General features: G+C 63.5%; 13 protein-coding genes. 7 read left to right on the top strand and 6 right to left on the bottom strand.

Annotated features, from left to right (window positions below; genetic code table 11):
* Window positions 1-66: 66 nt before the first annotated feature.
* The 3 genes from truB to pnp all read left to right on the top strand — a co-directional run bounded on the left by truB (window position 67) and on the right by pnp (window position 3,729).
* Window positions 67-1,050: a tRNA pseudouridine(55) synthase TruB gene (gene truB, locus MO486_RS04655; RefSeq protein WP_242904939.1), complete on the top strand. Its 984-nt coding sequence runs from the start codon at window positions 67-69 to the stop codon at window positions 1,048-1,050.
* Window positions 1,051-1,181: 131 nt separating this feature from the next.
* Window positions 1,182-1,442: a 30S ribosomal protein S15 gene (rpsO, locus tag MO486_RS04650; RefSeq protein ID WP_242904938.1), complete on the top strand. Its 261-nt coding sequence runs from the start codon at window positions 1,182-1,184 to the stop codon at window positions 1,440-1,442.
* 178 nt (window positions 1,443-1,620) lie between these two features.
* Complete coding sequence (gene pnp, locus MO486_RS04645; protein ID WP_242904937.1) at window positions 1,621-3,729, top strand: polyribonucleotide nucleotidyltransferase; 2,109 nt, start codon at window positions 1,621-1,623, stop codon at window positions 3,727-3,729.
* A 61-nt stretch (window positions 3,730-3,790) separates the two neighbouring features.
* On the opposite strand, the gene MO486_RS04640 is transcribed toward pnp, so the two are convergent.
* The 5 genes from MO486_RS04640 to MO486_RS04620 form a co-directional block, all read right to left on the bottom strand.
* Entirely contained in the window at window positions 3,791-4,729 is a 939-nt protein-coding gene (locus MO486_RS04640) for a YbhN family protein (protein ID WP_242904936.1), read from the bottom strand.
* Window positions 4,726-5,970, bottom strand: coding sequence for a cardiolipin synthase ClsB (clsB, locus tag MO486_RS04635; RefSeq protein WP_242904935.1), 1,245 nt, complete (start codon window positions 5,968-5,970; stop codon window positions 4,726-4,728). The genes MO486_RS04640 and clsB overlap by 4 nt, the downstream gene beginning before the upstream one ends.
* A complete protein-coding gene (locus MO486_RS04630; RefSeq protein WP_242904934.1) occupies window positions 5,967-6,710 on the bottom strand; it encodes an endonuclease/exonuclease/phosphatase family protein in 744 nt (247 codons plus the stop codon). The genes clsB and MO486_RS04630 overlap by 4 nt, the downstream gene beginning before the upstream one ends.
* Before the next feature lie 91 nt (window positions 6,711-6,801).
* Entirely contained in the window at window positions 6,802-7,905 is a 1,104-nt protein-coding gene (dinB, locus tag MO486_RS04625) for a DNA polymerase IV (protein WP_242904932.1), read from the bottom strand.
* A gap of 36 nt (window positions 7,906-7,941) precedes the next feature.
* On the bottom strand, window positions 7,942-9,393 hold the full coding sequence (locus MO486_RS04620; RefSeq protein WP_242904930.1) for a hypothetical protein: 1,452 nt from the start codon (window positions 9,391-9,393) through the stop codon (window positions 7,942-7,944).
* Between the two features lie 20 nt (window positions 9,394-9,413).
* Here MO486_RS04620 and MO486_RS04615 point away from each other — a divergent pair, with 20 nt between their 5' ends.
* The 4 genes from MO486_RS04615 to MO486_RS04600 all read left to right on the top strand — a co-directional run bounded on the left by MO486_RS04615 (window position 9,414) and on the right by MO486_RS04600 (window position 12,955).
* Window positions 9,414-10,034, top strand: coding sequence for a CDP-alcohol phosphatidyltransferase family protein (locus tag MO486_RS04615; protein WP_242904929.1), 621 nt, complete (start codon window positions 9,414-9,416; stop codon window positions 10,032-10,034).
* Window positions 10,035-10,106: 72 nt separating this feature from the next.
* Complete coding sequence (phaE, locus tag MO486_RS04610) at window positions 10,107-11,132, top strand: class III poly(R)-hydroxyalkanoic acid synthase subunit PhaE (RefSeq protein WP_242904928.1); 1,026 nt, start codon at window positions 10,107-10,109, stop codon at window positions 11,130-11,132.
* A gap of 1 nt (window position 11,133) precedes the next feature.
* The gene (locus MO486_RS04605; RefSeq protein WP_242904927.1) at window positions 11,134-12,204 is read left to right on the top strand and encodes a class III poly(R)-hydroxyalkanoic acid synthase subunit PhaC; all 1,071 of its coding nucleotides are present in this window, start codon (window positions 11,134-11,136) and stop codon (window positions 12,202-12,204) included.
* Between the two features lie 43 nt (window positions 12,205-12,247).
* Entirely contained in the window at window positions 12,248-12,955 is a 708-nt protein-coding gene (locus MO486_RS04600; protein WP_242904926.1) for a hypothetical protein, read from the top strand.
* A gap of 148 nt (window positions 12,956-13,103) precedes the next feature.
* On the opposite strand, the gene MO486_RS04595 is transcribed toward MO486_RS04600, so the two are convergent.
* Window positions 13,104-14,840 carry a CocE/NonD family hydrolase gene (locus MO486_RS04595; protein ID WP_242904925.1) on the bottom strand — a complete coding sequence of 579 codons (1,737 nt, stop codon included), beginning with the start codon at window positions 14,838-14,840 and terminating at the stop codon, window positions 13,104-13,106.
* Between the last annotated feature and the right edge of the window lie 59 nt (window positions 14,841-14,899).

Here is a 14,899-nt window from a genome sequence, read left to right as displayed (position 1 = left end):
GTCGCTCCTATCCATCCAAGCCCAGGCAGAAGCTCGCGACTGTCGTCGCTCCTACACGATGCCCCGATGAGCCAGAAGCCACGCACCGTGTTCCGCGAATTGCATGGCTTGCTGCTGCTCGACAAGCCGCAGGGACTCAGCTCCAACCAGGCGCTGCAACGCGCTCGACATCTGTTCCGCGCAGAGAAAGCTGGTCACACCGGCAGCCTCGACCCCCTGGCCACTGGCCTGCTGCCCATCTGCTTCGGCGAAGCCACCAAGATCGCCGGGGGATTGCTCGGGGCGCGCAAGGCCTACGAGACCGTGGCGCGCCTGGGCATCGTTACGGATACCGACGACGCCGAAGGGCAGCCACTGCGCGAGCGCCCAGTGCCCGAACTGACGATTCCCCGCATCGACGCCGCGTTGCAGCAGCTGACCGGCTGCATCCGCCAACGCCCGCCGATCTATTCAGCGCTCAAACGCGGGGGCGAGCCCCTGTATGCCAAGGCACGACGCGGTGAAACGGTCGAGATCGATGAACGCGAAGTCGACGTGCACGCCTTCGACCTGCTGAATGCAGCCGATTTGCTGCACGGCGGCGAACCGCTGCTGCGCCTGCACGTCGAATGCGGCTCCGGCACCTATGTGCGCAGCCTGGTGCGGGACCTCGGGGAGTTGCTTGGCTGTGGCGCACACGTGGCCGAATTGCGGCGGCTGTGGGTCGATCCCTTCCGTGAACCACGGATGTGGACGCTGGAGGCCCTGCAGGACCTAGCTGAACGCGCCGGCGAGCGCGTCCTCGACGCCTGCCTGCTGCCGATCGAGGCTGGCATGACCGCGTGGCCAGAAGTCCAGGTGACGCCTGCGCAGGCACAGCGACTGGGACAGGGGCAGTCACTCACCGGCGATTTCCGCCCGACCGGCAGCGTGGCGCTGTTTGACGGCAGCGGCCGCGCACTGGGGTTGGGTGAGGTCGATGAAGAGGGCAGGTTGCGTCCACAGCGCCTATTCACCTGGGCAGCAGCCCTCGGTCAACCGGCACCAGAATCGGCTAAACCCTTGTCCTGAAAGGCTTGCGCGGGCTACAATCCCGCGGCTTTTCGAAGCACTTTGCAACATTCCCCAAGCAAACGGCGGGCCAAGCGGTGCGTCCAAACGAATCGGGCGTTCCTGCAAGTCACGCATCTACGAGGTTTTACATGCCCATCGACACCAGCAAGGTCATCACCGAACACAAGCGCGGCGACAACGACACCGGTTCCCCCGAAGTCCAGGTTGCCCTGCTCACCGCTCGCATCGAGCAGCTCACCGGTCACTTCAAGACCCACAAGCAGGATCACCACAGCCGTCGTGGCCTGCTGATGATGGTCAACCGTCGTCGCAGCCTGCTCGATTACCTGAAGCGCAAAGACAACGAGCGTTACAAGGCCCTGATCGAGAAACTGGGGCTGCGTCGCTAAGCAAGACTCCAACCGCGGCGCAGCAATGCGCCGCGGTTTGCTTTTTGCGGGCCGGCTTTTTTGTGAGCGCGAAGCCCGCGCCTGAACGAACACACGGCCGCCAAGTTCGGCGACCACCCGCGCGGGGCACGGGCCCCGTCCGGTCAATCCGAAAGAAAGACATCCAAGGACATTTCACGTGGCAAAAATCACCAAGAGCTTCCAGTACGGCAACCAGACCGTCACCCTCGAGACCGGCGAGATCGCCCGCCAGGCAGGCGGCGCCGTCATGGTCAGCTGCGACGGCACCGTATTGCTGGTTACCGCGGTCGCCGCCAAGTCGGCGCGCGAAGGGCAGGATTTCTTCCCGCTCACCGTCGATTACCAGGAGAAGTTCTACGCCGGCGGCCGCATCCCGGGCGGCTTCTTCAAGCGCGAAGGCCGCCAGACCGAGAAGGAAACGCTGATCTCGCGCCTGATCGATCGCCCGATCCGCCCGCTGTTCCCGGAAGAATTCAAGAACGAAGTCCAGATCATCGCCACCGTGATGTCGATGAACCCGGAAATCGACGGTGACATCCTCGCGCTGATCGGCGCTTCCGCCGCGCTCTCGCTGGCAGGCACTCCGTTCCAGGGCCCGATCGGTGCCGCCAAGGTCGGTTACAAGAACGGCCAGTACCTGCTCAACCCGACCACCACCGAGCTGAAGGATTCCGAGCTCGAACTCGTCGTCGCCGGTACTGTCAATGCCGTGCTGATGGTCGAATCCGAAGCGAAGGAACTGTCCGAAGACGTGATGCTCGGCGCGGTGATGTTCGGCCATCGCGAGATGCAGAAGGTCATCAACGCGATCAACGATCTGACCGTCGAAGCCGGCACCAAGCCGTCGACCTGGCAGGCTCCGGCCAAGAACGACGCCATGATCTCCGCGTTGAAGGAAGCTGTCGGCGGCAAGCTCGCCGAAGCGTTCCAGGTGCGCGACAAGCTGCAGCGTCGCGACGCGATCTCCGCGATCAAGAAGGACGTCATGCAGTCCCTCGCAGGGCGTACCGAAGAAGCCGGCTGGAACGCAGGCGAGATGTCGAAGGAATTCGGCGAGCTCGAATACCAGACCATGCGCGGCGCCGTGCTGAGCACCAAGGTCCGCATCGACGGCCGTGCGCTCGACACCGTGCGTCCGATCGCCTCGAAGGTCAACATCCTGCCGCGTGTCCATGGTTCGGCACTGTTCACCCGCGGTGAAACGCAGGCGATCGTCGCGATCACTCTCGGCACCGCACGTGACGGCCAGGTCATCGATGCCGTCGCTGGCGAGTACAAGGAACACTTCCTGTTCCACTACAACTTCCCTCCGTACTCGGTCGGTGAAGCCGGTCGCATGATGGGTCCGAAGCGTCGCGAAATCGGCCATGGCCGCCTCGCCAAACGCGGCGTGCTCGCCGTGATGCCGACGATGGAAGAGTTCCCGTACACCATCCGCGTCGTCTCCGAGATTACCGAGTCGAACGGCTCGTCCTCGATGGCTTCGGTCTGCGGCAGCTCGCTGGCGCTGATGGACGCTGGCGTGCCGATCAAGGCGCCGGTCGCGGGCATCGCGATGGGCCTGGTGAAGGAAGACAACGACTACGTCGTGCTGTCCGACATCCTCGGCGACGAAGACCACCTCGGCGACATGGACTTCAAGGTCGCGGGCACCGAGAAGGGCGTCTCCGCGCTGCAGATGGACATCAAGATCCAGGGCATCACCGAAGAGATCATGAAGTCGGCGCTGGCGCAGGCCAAGCAAGGCCGCCTGCACATCCTCGGCGAGATGGCGAATGCGCTGACCGCGCCGCGTCCGGAGCTGAGCGATTTCGCGCCGCGCCTGATCACGATCAAGATCCACCCCGACAAGATCCGCGAAGTGATCGGCAAGGGCGGTTCGGTGATCCAGGCGATCACCAAGGAAACCGGCACCCAGATCGACATCCAGGACGACGGCACCATCGTCATCGCCTCGGTGAACGCGCTCGCCGGCCAGGCCGCCAAGTCGCGCATAGAGCAGATCACCTCGGACGTCGAGCCGGGCCGGATCTACGAAGGCAAGGTCGTCAAGCTGATGGACTTCGGTGCGTTCGTCACCATCTCCCCCGGCAAGGATGGCCTCGTGCACGTGTCGCAGATTTCCAACGAACGCGTCGAGAAAGTCAGCGACGTGCTCAAGGAAGGCGACATGGTCAAGGTCAAGGTACTGGAAGTCGACAAGCAGGGCCGCATCCGCCTGTCGATGAAGGCCGTCGACGAGATCGAAGGTGCCTCGGCCGAGTAAGTCGTCGCGTCATCGCAGCATTACGAAAAAGCGGGCTTCGGCCCGCTTTTTCTTTGTGGATTCAATCGGCCCGAGGCTTTTTGCCTCTAGCTTCGAACAGCGCATAGAGCGCAATCGCCAGCAGCAATGGCGCCAGGTAATAGAACGCACGATAGGTGAGGAGCGCAGCCAGCAGCTGCGCTTGCGGCAATGCATGCAGGAGCACTGCGAACACCGCTTCGAGTACGCCGATGCCCGCCGGGATATGCGCGATGGCGGACGCGACGGCGGCAAGCAGCAACACGCCAAGGACACTCGGGTACGAAGCCTGTTCCGGCATCAGCACGTAGACGATGGCCGCCATGATCGACCAGTTCGTGACCGCGAGAACGACCTGCAACAGTGCAAGCCGAAGCGACGGAAACCGGAAATGATGCCTGCCCACATGGAACACGCGTCCATGCGACAGCCTGCAGGCAACGAGGTAGGCCACAGCGATCGCGAGCATCAGCCATCCAAACCATCGCAGGCCGGCCGCGCCGACCTCCCAGCCCATCGGTGGCACCACGATTCCCGACGCGAATACGCATCCGGCGAGCACGAGGTAGCCCAGCCAGTTGGTCGCGACGGTGAAGGCGATGATGCGGCTGATCTTGCTCGTGCTGAGTCCCGAGTGTGAATACAGCCGATAACGGAATCCTGCGCCGCCGACCAGTGCGCCGATGTTGAGACTGAAGGCATAGCTGGTGAATGCGATCGCCATGACGCGGCGCGTCGACAGCGCATGGCCGCTGTATGCACGCGCGGCCAGGTCGTAGCCACAGTAGATGAGGTAACTCAACAACGTCAGCGATGCCGCAGCCAGCAACGTGGACGCGCGATAACCGGCGATGGCCGCGGCGACTTGCGACCAGTCCACCGAGCGCGCGTAGCGGATCAGCAGGATCGCGACCAAGCCCAGGAACGCAACGAACAGGACCCGCGCGAACTGCCGCAATCGTGGATGGCGATGCACCGTCATGGAGGTTCGCCGGTGCTCGCGCCCGCAGGTGGCTGCACGAGCGCGACCTTCGGCGTATGCGCAGGCAACAGGCCTGCCCAGTCCGGAAAGTGCCGCACGCAGTGGAAGACCACTGGCTGGGTGAGCTTGTGCCAGAGCCTGCGGCGTGGAATGCCGGCCGGATCGACCGGGCGGCAATGGCGTTGCTGCAACTCGTCCAGCCGCTCGCGCAGGTGGCGCGCGAACGCGGCATCGCGCACGAACACGTTGGCCTCGAGGTTGAGCGACAGGCTCAACGGATCGAGATTGCTCGAACCAACCGTGGACCAGACATCGTCGACCACGGCGACCTTCCCATGGAAGGGCCGCTCGCAATACTCGTGGATGCGGACACCGGCCTCGAGCAGATGCCAGTACAGCGATCGCGCGGCGGATGATGCGAGTTGCGAGTCCGGTTCGCCCTGGCAGATGAGCCGCACCGTCACCCCGCGCCGCGCGGCGTCGCGCAACTCGTGCAGGAAACCGTAACCCGGGAAGAAATATGCGTTGGCGATGACGACTTCCCGGCGTGCGGCCAGGATCGCGTCGCGGTACTCGCGCTCGATCGCGTTCTGCCGCCTGCCGTTGTCGCGAAGCAGGAACAGCGCATCCGCGCCACCGGCGCGCGAGGCCTCTGCGGCCTGCCATGGGTGTTGCCACGATTCCCCGGTGCCGTCCGACGCGATCGCAGCCAGGGCGAAACTGCGGATGTCGGCGACGATCGGGCCTTCCACCTCGATCGCGTAGTCCTGCTTCGCGCCCGGCCCGAAATCGGCCAGGTGGTCGGCGGAAAAGTTGATGCCGCCGACGAAGGCCAGTTCGCCGTCGATCACCAACAGCTTGCGATGCAGGCGCCGGAAGACGTGAAGGCGCACGCCGAACAAACGATGATGCGGATCGAAGACGCGGAAATGCACGCCCACTGTGGTCAACGCCCCGAGAAACTCGGGGGAAAAGCCTGGCGAGCCGTAGCCGTCCACGGTGACTTCGACGCGCACGCCGCGCTGAGCGGCTTCGACAAGCAGGCGGTGTAGTTCCAGCCCGACCTTGTCTTCGAACAGGATGAAGGTTTCGATCAGGATTTCATGTTGCGCACGCGCGATGGCAGCGAACGCACTGGCAAAGAACTCTTCGCCGTTCTCCAACAGGTGCACGCGGTTACGCGTACGCCATAGGGACTCGGTGTGGCGCGCGGCCGGCCACTTGTAGCCGGAGCCGCTCATAGCTTGATGCCCGCTAGGAGCGGTGCGTGGTCGGACAGGTGGGACCACGGCCGCGATGACAATACCTTAGGCTTGTGCGCGCTGACGTTGCGCAGGTAGATGCGATCCAATGGCATCACCGGCCATCGCGCGGGGAATGTCGCCGCAACGTGCCCGTGCGCTTCCTCGAAGGCTTCGTGCAGGCCGCGACGCGTGAGCAGAGGGTGCCCGCGCCGGCGCCAGTCGTTGAAATCGCCCGCGACGATCAATGGCGCATCGGCGGGGATTTCGTTAGCAATGATCGCGCATAACAATTCCAGTTGCTGCTTGCGGTGCCCCTCGCGCAAGCCGAGATGCACGCAGATGGTGTGCACTTGCGTGGCGCGCCCCGGGATGTCGATCACGCAATGCAACATCCCGCGTTCCTCGTGGCCGTGTACGGTGACGTCACGGTTCTCGTGATGCACGATCGGGAACTTCGATAGCAGCGCGTTGCCATGGTGGCCGTCGGGGTAGACCGCATTCTGGCCATAGGCGAATTGCGTCCAGATAGCGTCTGCCAGGAATTCGTACTGCGGCCCTTCGGGCCAATTGAGGTGACGCTTCGCATGCCGCGCATGCGCACCCAGCACCTCCTGCAGGAACACCATGTCGGCCGACACGTCGCGGATCGCATCGCGCAACGCGTGCAGCACGAAGCGGCGATTGAGCAGGTTGAACCCCATGTGGGCGTTCAAGGTGAGGATGTTGAATGCAGGCATGCGGCCGGCGAATGCGTCCATCCGTACGGAACAACCGGATTCTGCCGGTCCGGGATTGCGCGCGATGTGAGGACGCCGGGCGGGCGGGATTTCAGCCCTGGCGGGTGCTTCCGAACAGATCGGTTTGCGCCTGGACGCTGTCCGCCTCGACGAAGCCGGACAAACCCACCCCGACGAGGCGGTAACGCGTCCGTGACGGCAATTCCACGCGCGAACGCAAATCGCACGCGATCTGCGCCAGCTCGTCCGGCGATGACGGACGTTCCGCTGGCGTCAGGCTGCGGGTGAGGGTCCTGAAATCGCTGGTCTTGAGCTTGAGCACGATGGTGCGGGCGATGCGGCCGTCGTGCTGTTCGCGTTCACGCTGATAGCCGGCCCAGGTTTTTTCGGCGAGGCGACGGATGTGCGGTTCGAGTTCGTCGAGGCGCAGGTCGTGTTCGAAGGTGTCTTCGGCCGAGATCTGCAGGGTAGGGCGTTCGGACACCACCGGATGCTCGTCGATGCCGAGCGACAGTTCGTGCAGGCGTCGGCCCCATCGGCCGAAGCGTTGCTCCAGGTGCGATGGCGGCAATGCACGCAGGTCGGCGACGGTGGCGATCCCGAGTTCTGCGAGCCTGGCTTCCATCACCTTGCCGACTCCAGGCAGGCGCCCGACGGGCAACGGTGCGAGGAAGGCTTCGACCTGGTGTGGGCGCACCACGAACAGGCCATCCGGCTTGCGCCAGTCGCTGGCGATCTTGGCGAGGAACTTGTTCGGTGCGACGCCAGCCGATGCAGTGAGTTGCGTCTCTTCGCGGATCGCGGCGCGGATCGCTTCGGCGGTAGCCGTGGCGCTCGGCAGGCCAGTCTTGGTGGCCGTGACGTCGAGATAGGCTTCGTCCAGCGATAGCGGTTCGACCAGATCGGTATGGCGCGTGAAGATCTCGCGCACCTGTCTCGACACCGCCTTGTAACGCACGAAATCCGGCGGCACGAATACCGCCTGCGGGCACAACCGTTCGGCGCGTACCGCTGGCATCGCCGAACGCACGCCGTACTTGCGCGCCTCGTAACTCGCTGCGCAGACCACCGAGCGTGCACCACGCCAGGCGACGACCACCGGCTTGCCGCGCAGTGATGGGTCATCGCGTTGCTCGACCGACGCGTAGAACGCGTCCATGTCGACGTGGATGATCTTGCGGGGTGGCGTGGGCATTGCCCGGATTCTAAAGCCGGGGAGTCATGGAACTTTTCAGCGCCAGAACGGAATCCGGTACGAAGTGGGGTTGCCCGGTTTGCTGCTACCGGTTTTCGCTTCATTTTTGTCGATTTCTTCCTGCTCATCAGCAGTAGGCTGGCGCGCGACCAGCAATTCATGGCGTCCCTGTGCAAGCGAACGCACGTCGATCATCGCCAGCAACGCCGGGCGGTCAGTGCGAGAGTCGCTGCTGAGATCGTACTGCAGAGCCACTGGTTTGCCGTCAATGCTGACGGGATGCAGCCGCTGCAAACAATCGAGCGTCGCCGCCGAACGCTCGGTTTTCTTTAGCGCAAGGATGGCAGGGCAATCGCGACGCAAGGCAGCGTCGTCCCGCTTCGGCTGGTAGGGCACGACCAGCCGTAGATATGGACCGACCACGGTTGCGCTCTGGATGTACGGGACTGCGCCATCGCGCGCAGGATTGCGGAATTCGTCGTAATGCGCCGGAGCCAAGGTGCGACTCGAATCAGCTTGCAACGACGGGAAGAGTGCGTAATTCCCTAGCGTGTTGGGTTCGCGGAGAGTCTCGTAATTCCAAATTACGGCCCAGGTCGCAGCCGCGATGATGCACATCGTAAGCAGGACAACGCGCCGCTCGCCGCCATGACTTGTCAGCAACGCCATTGCCATATTGCTGGTACGGCCTAGCCCCACCCTGGCAAAGCCTCTCAAGGTCGCCGCCAGCGTTCGATGCGGCAGACTGCCTGGTCGCAGACGTGCGCCGTACAAGTGATCCAGCTGGCGCGACAGAAGAAAGGGGATGAGGACAACCAGACTGCACAATGCCAGCACGAGCTTGAAGTCGATATCGAAACCAAACCTCGAACCCACGAGTTGGACCGTAGTGAATGTCGCTGCCAACAGCAGGCTCACCGATAGCATCAATGTGGCCATCGTTACGCCGGCCGCAAACACAGTCGTAGCCAGGTTGTCGGCGCGTTCGATCGCGGTTGCTGTCCCGTCGTGGAGTCGTTGTTCGACCTCACGTTGTACCGGGCCGATCCGCAGTCGCTCCCACAGAATGCCGTCCGGATAGACGGAATCCATCCCGACCAGTGCAATCCAGCGGGCGCGTAACAATAAATGGATGACAAAAGTCGCGGCCAGCATGACTGCCGCGCTCTTCGCATAGAAGTAAACGAACAGCAGCGGCTCGAACCAGATCATGCCGAGCCTCGGTTCGAGCGCGAACCAGGCATCGTCCAGCCAGCCCGGTAACTGCAGCATGGCGAACACCGCCACGCCCGAAATCAACAGCTCTACTTCCCAGGTCGGTGTCGTGTTGCGTGGCAGGCGCTGCGGGATTGCCGTATAGCCGTCGGGGAGCTCGTCAGGTCGGGTCATTACGGCCATGCATCGTTGAAGTGCCCGCAGGCTGGCAAAGACGCCCCGGACATGCAAGGACGCTGTTGCCGCCATCACGCAGTCTTTGGCAGTCTGCACGCCTCGATTGGAGAGCCTTCATGCAGCGACCCCGTCATTTCTCGATGCTGCGCGATTTCCACCTCGCCGACTGGTTCACGCTGGCGAACGCGTTCTGCGGCACCGGCGCGATCTTCGCGGCGATGCGATTCCTGCAGGAAGGCGTGGTACGGGACCTGCTGATCGGCATGGCACTCATTCCGCTAGCTTTTGTATTCGACACGCTCGACGGGCGCGTGGCGCGCTGGCGGCAATCCGCCTCCACGCTCGGGCGCGAGCTGGATTCGCTGGCGGACGTGATCTCGTTCGGCGTCGCGCCGGCCGCGCTGGGCTATGCCTGTGGCCTGCAGGGCGGGTGGGACTGGATCGTGCTGTCGTACTTCGTCGGTTGCGGTGTCAGCCGCTTGGCGCGCTACAACGTCACTGCCGAACAGCTGTCCGGCGCCGAGGGCAAGGTCAAGTACTTCGAGGGCACGCCGATCCCGACCAGCCTCCTCATCGTCATCGTGCTGGCCGTGGCAGCCTGGAGCGGGCGCATCGACGAGCAGCTGTGGTTCGGGATGTGGCAACTGGGCCCCTGGCAGCTGCATCCGCTGGTGCTGGTCTATGCGCTGTCAGGCTCGCTGATGATCAGCAAAACCCTGCGCATCCCGAAGCTCTAGAAGGCGCCATCAAGGCGTAATGTTGCACTGCAACATTAGCGGGGCTAGCATGCGCCAAACCAAGGAGTAGACATGGCGAGCACTGCGCGAGGCGCCGGCTTCAACAGTACCGATTTCGAGGCGCTGGCACGGCAATACTGGAATGCCTGGGGCGAAACGATGCGTGGCGGCGGCAATGCCGGGTCGGAACCGATGCATGCCGGCGCGAAAGCCTGGCATGAGGCCATCGACTGGTGGACGCAGCTCGTCCACGGCAACCGTACCGAGGTCAATGCCGCCGTCGAGCGCTTCAACACGCAGGCCCGCGACTGGTATGGGCAGATGCAGCAGGTGGCGGCGCAGTTCGCCGGCCAGGATGCCAGCGCCGCCGAGATCACGCGTGCCTGGAAACAGGCGCTCGGTGCCGTCGGCGAAAACCCCTTCCCGGAGATGTTCCGCGCCATGCGCGGGCAGGGGCAGCAGGGGCTGGAACAATGGATCGAGGATGCCTCGCCCTACCTCGACGCGTGGAAGCGCGAGGGCGCCTCCTGGCTCGGCATGCCTGCCTTCGGCCTCGCCCGCGAGCATCAGGAGCGGTGGCAGGCGCTGATGCAGGCCAGGCTCGACTATCAGGAACAGACCAACGCTTACAACGCACTGATGCTCAAGTCGGCGCAACGCGCCTACGAAGTGTTCGAAAGCAAGTTGGCCGAACGCTCCGAGCCGGGCCGCCAGCTGCAATCGGCGCGCGCCTTGTTCGACCTGTGGATCGACGCGGCGGAAGAGGCCTATGCCGAGATCGCCTTGTCGCCGGAATTCCGCAAGGTCTATGGCGCCCTGGTCAATGCGCAGATGCGCGTGCGCGCGGGCGTGCAGAAGGAAGTCGAGCAGCTCAGCGGTTCGCTGGGCATGCCGACCCGCACCGAAGTCGATGCAGCGCATCGCAAGATCGCCGAACTCGAACGCCAGTTGCGCCGCCTGCGCGATCGCGAGGTCGCGCCCGCCGCACCCACAGCCGCGAAGCCGGCGGCGAAGAAGCCGGCTGCCAAGCAAGCAGAGCCTGCCGCCAAGAAAACCGCCAGGCCCGCGGTGAAAAAATCCACGAAGGGGAAGCGCTGACATGCACGGCCCACTCAACCTCACTCCCGAAGCGCTGGCCACCGAGGCCATGCAGATGCAAGGCAAGCTCGGCGCCGGCCTCGACACGCTGCGCAACGTCGATGATGTCGAATACGGCGCGACGCACAAGGAAGAAGTGTGGCGCGATGGCAAGGTCGCGTTGTACCGCTACCGCGGCGACAAGACCCCGACCGCTACGACCCCGCTGCTGATCAGCTATGCGCTGGTCAATCGTCCCTACATGGTCGACCTGCAGGCCGACCGCTCGATCGTCAAGGGCCTGCTCGCCCGCGGTGAAGACGTCTACATCATCGATTGGGGCTATCCGGATCGCTCCGACCGCTTCCTCACCCTCGAGGACTACATCGAACGCTTCCTTGGCGGCGCGGTCGACTACCTGCGGCGCACGCATGGGCTGGATGCGATCAACCTGCTCGGCATCTGCCAGGGCGGTGTGTTCTCGCTGTGCTACTCGTCCCTGCATCCGGACAGGATCAAGAACCTGATCACCATGGTCACGCCGGTGGATTTCCACACCGCCGACAACATGTTGTCGCACTGGACGCGCGGCATGGACGTGGACCTGTTCGTCGACACGCTCGGCAACGTCCCGGCCGACCTGATGAACTGGTGCTACCTCACGTTGAAGCCGGCGCGCCTGTTCGTGCAGAAATACGTCGGCCTGGTCGATATCCTCGACGACAAGAAGGCGGTCGAGGACTTCCTGCGCATGGAAAAGTGGATCTTCGATTCGCCGGACCAGGCGGGCGAGGCATTCCGCCAGTTCATCAAGCAGTTCTACCAGGCCAATGGCTTCGTCAACGGTGGCATCACCATCGGCGAGCGCGAAGTGCACCTCGGGCTGGTCGACATGCCGGTGCTCAATATCTATGCGGAACAGGACCACCTGGTACCGCCATCCGCTTCCAAGCCGCTCAAGGGTTTGATCGGCACCGACGACTACACCGAGCTGTCGTTCAAGGGCGGCCATATCGGCATCTACGTCTCCGGCCGCGCGCAAACGGAAGTGCCGGGCACGATCCACGACTGGCTCGCCAAGCGCTCGCGCTGACGGTTAGGCTATCCGGCGTATCGTCAGTTCCAAGGGGAGTGGAGTGAAGAAATTGCTGTGGATCGCAGCCATCATCGTATTGGTGGTGCTGGGAAAGCGTTGGTTGAGCGGCGACTCCCCATTGAGCCTGGTCTCGGTTGATGTCAAGAATCCGTACACGCCGTCATCGCCGTTGTATGAAGCCAGCCAGCGTTTCGTCGATGGCGTCAACGCCGACCCGAAGTTGAAGTCCAGATTCTCTGGCGTGTTCACCAGGCAAGGCATCTATTCCGAAGTCAGTACTGCACTGAAGCGCGGCGCAAAATCGCTGGATGGCTCGATCCTGGTCGGGGCAACAACGGCAATGGCGCGCGCATTGCCGCAGCTCGACACCCACAGTTGTGCGCAGGCCCTGCGCGAGCGTACGACCTACGATGCCGGGCTAAGCGAAAAAATGCGTGGTGCCTTCGAGCAGATATCGCCACGCCACCATGCTGCGTTGATGACCTTCTACCTGCAGGCCTTGAAGGCCGAAGTGGAAAACGCGCCCGAACGACCAGTCGATGAAGCTGCCCTGCGGAGTGCATTGAACAATCTTGGCAGCCAGTATCAGGGCCAGTACGCCGAGCGCTTCGTGAACGCGATGAGCCACAAGGCGGCGGCCGCTGACGAGGATTTGTGTTGGGCCGGCAAGACTTTGTTGCATGGCGTTACCCTGATGGGCGATCACGATCGCGAGGTCCTGTCGCGATGGGGGATTGCGGGTGGCTGAGCAGTAGTCGCCAGCGGTTTACCAGTCGTTAGACACGTTTGATCATCGATCCACTCCCTTCCCGATCGTTGCAGGGAAGGGGATGGAGGGTGCGGTCGCCCGCCATTCGGTCAGTCAGCGGCGCACCCTCCATCCAGAGCGCTTCGACTCAAGGCGACTCGTAGCTCAACGTCGTGTCGTTCGGCAGGATCAGCTTGCTCGTCGCCAGATCGAGGATCAGCGACGAACCCGTCGCAACAGGCTTCATGTTCGGTCCGGGCTGGCCATAGAACACGAGGTCGCCAGCGGCCAGCAGCACCAACCGATTGCCGGCGTGCACCACGTCTTCCTGCGGGAAGAAATTCACGCCGACGTACTGCGGTTCGCCGGCGACGGTGGGCTTGCCCTGTTGCAGGTTCTGCGCATGGTTGAGGCTCAATGCAGCGAAGTTGAACGGACGCAGCGTGCCGTCTGGCGACTGCTCGGCCAGCGTCAGCATCAGGTTGGCGCGCATGCCGGTGGCGGCGACGATGCCCTCGAAGCGTGGCATGCCCGACAGGTGCAGATCGTTGCTGAGGGGCGAAGTCGCGAACACGACGCGATCATCAGGGAGTGGCGCGGTTTCGTTGACGTCCTGACCGAGATAGTCGTTGTAGTCGGCGTAGCCGACGCCTGCGTTGGTGCCGAGCAAGCCGGTGACCTGCGGATACAGCGTGACCTTCTTGCTCTGCGCCGGCCATTTCGGCTCGTTGCGCCACTGGCCGGCGTCGTCCTTCACCTGCACCTTGGGTGCGTCGAGGATGCCGGTGTTGCGGTTCTTCAGGAACTGATCGAACCACGCCGTCATCACCGTGATCCAGTCGCTGCGATCCGGCCACGCGTGATCCCACTGGCCCAGCCACGCCTTGAACGGCACGTTGCTGCGCTGCAGCGCTTCGATCCAGCCTTCCATGTTGTGCGGCTTGACGTTCCAGTCCTGCAGGCCGTGGATGTAGAACACGCTTGCGCGTTTCTTCAACGGATCGGCGTTGAGTTCGGCGAGGTGGTCGCGCGCTTGCCAATACGGTGTCTTGTTGCCGCTGACGAACGAGGTGAATGTTTCCGTAGTGACTTCGACGCGTTCCTCGCAGGCTTCGCCGGCCACCGCATCCGGCACATTGACTGGATCGAGCAACTGGCTGCCGGTATACAGGCCGGCCGGACCGAGGCCGGTCAGCAACCAGTAGTAGGTGTTGAAACCAATGGTGTCGTCGATCGGCACGCCGTTGACGTAGTTGTAGCGGTACATGTCGGAGATGCCGCTGATTGGCACGATCGTCTTCAGCGACGGCGACCCTTCGACCCACAGGTCCTGCGGTGCGGTGCCGTCGTAGCTCACGCCCATTGCGCCCACGTTGTGGTTCGACCACGGCTGCGCGGCGAAGTATTCGACGGCGGTGGCGAGGTCCTTGGCTTCCTCCGGTCCACCGATGCTGAAACAGCCGCCGGAATTGCCGGTGCCGCGCACCGAGAGAATGGCAATGGCGTAACCGCGTTTCACCAATTCGAGGAATGGTTTGCCGAAAACGGCATTGATGCCGGTTGCCTTGGTCACGGTCGGATCGCCACCGCCGTAGTACGGCGTGATGTCGAGCACCAGCGGCACAGGCCCAGGGATGTTGGGTCGCACGACCCAGCCGTCCAGCTCGACGCCGTCGGCCATGGTGATGCGATGGTGCTCGGTGATGCCCGTGGTCCAGTCGACGCCGGGGATCGGCTGTGACACGTCGTGCAGATAACTGGAGACCGATGGCGACGGCGTGGCCACCGGCGCTTCCACCGGCAACGTGCCGATGTCGAGGGCGAACACAGCCGGGACGGCCAGCGCGGCGAATGCGACGGTGAGGAACTGACTGCGACGGGACATGGGCACGGCTCCGAATGAACCTTGCCAGTGTCGCGACGCATCCCGTCCCGAAGCATCGG

Origin of the sequence: Lysobacter sp. CFH 32150 (assembly GCF_022758295.1) — a bacterium.
GTDB lineage: Bacteria > Pseudomonadota > Gammaproteobacteria > Xanthomonadales > Xanthomonadaceae > CFH-32150.
Note: the sequence above shows the minus strand (reverse complement) of the source record. Positions and strands in the feature narration are given on the sequence as shown.

Bases quoted from the DNA above. Each gene is read 5' to 3' on its own strand.
- truB (WP_242904939.1), top strand. From the start codon at position 67: ATGAGCCAGAAGCCACGCACCGTGTTCCGCGAATTGCATGGCTTGCTG.
- rpsO (WP_242904938.1), top strand. From the start codon at position 1,182: ATGCCCATCGACACCAGCAAGGTCATCACCGAACACAAGCGCGGCGAC.
- MO486_RS04640 (WP_242904936.1), bottom strand. From the start codon at position 4,729: ATGACGGTGCATCGCCATCCACGATTGCGGCAGTTCGCGCGGGTCCTG.
- clsB (WP_242904935.1), bottom strand. From the start codon at position 5,970: ATGAGCGGCTCCGGCTACAAGTGGCCGGCCGCGCGCCACACCGAGTCC.
- MO486_RS04630 (WP_242904934.1), bottom strand. From the start codon at position 6,710: ATGCCTGCATTCAACATCCTCACCTTGAACGCCCACATGGGGTTCAAC.
- dinB (WP_242904932.1), bottom strand. From the start codon at position 7,905: ATGCCCACGCCACCCCGCAAGATCATCCACGTCGACATGGACGCGTTC.
- MO486_RS04615 (WP_242904929.1), top strand. From the start codon at position 9,414: ATGCAGCGACCCCGTCATTTCTCGATGCTGCGCGATTTCCACCTCGCC.
- phaE (WP_242904928.1), top strand. From the start codon at position 10,107: ATGGCGAGCACTGCGCGAGGCGCCGGCTTCAACAGTACCGATTTCGAG.
- MO486_RS04605 (WP_242904927.1), top strand. From the start codon at position 11,134: ATGCACGGCCCACTCAACCTCACTCCCGAAGCGCTGGCCACCGAGGCC.
- MO486_RS04595 (WP_242904925.1), bottom strand. From the start codon at position 14,840: ATGTCCCGTCGCAGTCAGTTCCTCACCGTCGCATTCGCCGCGCTGGCC.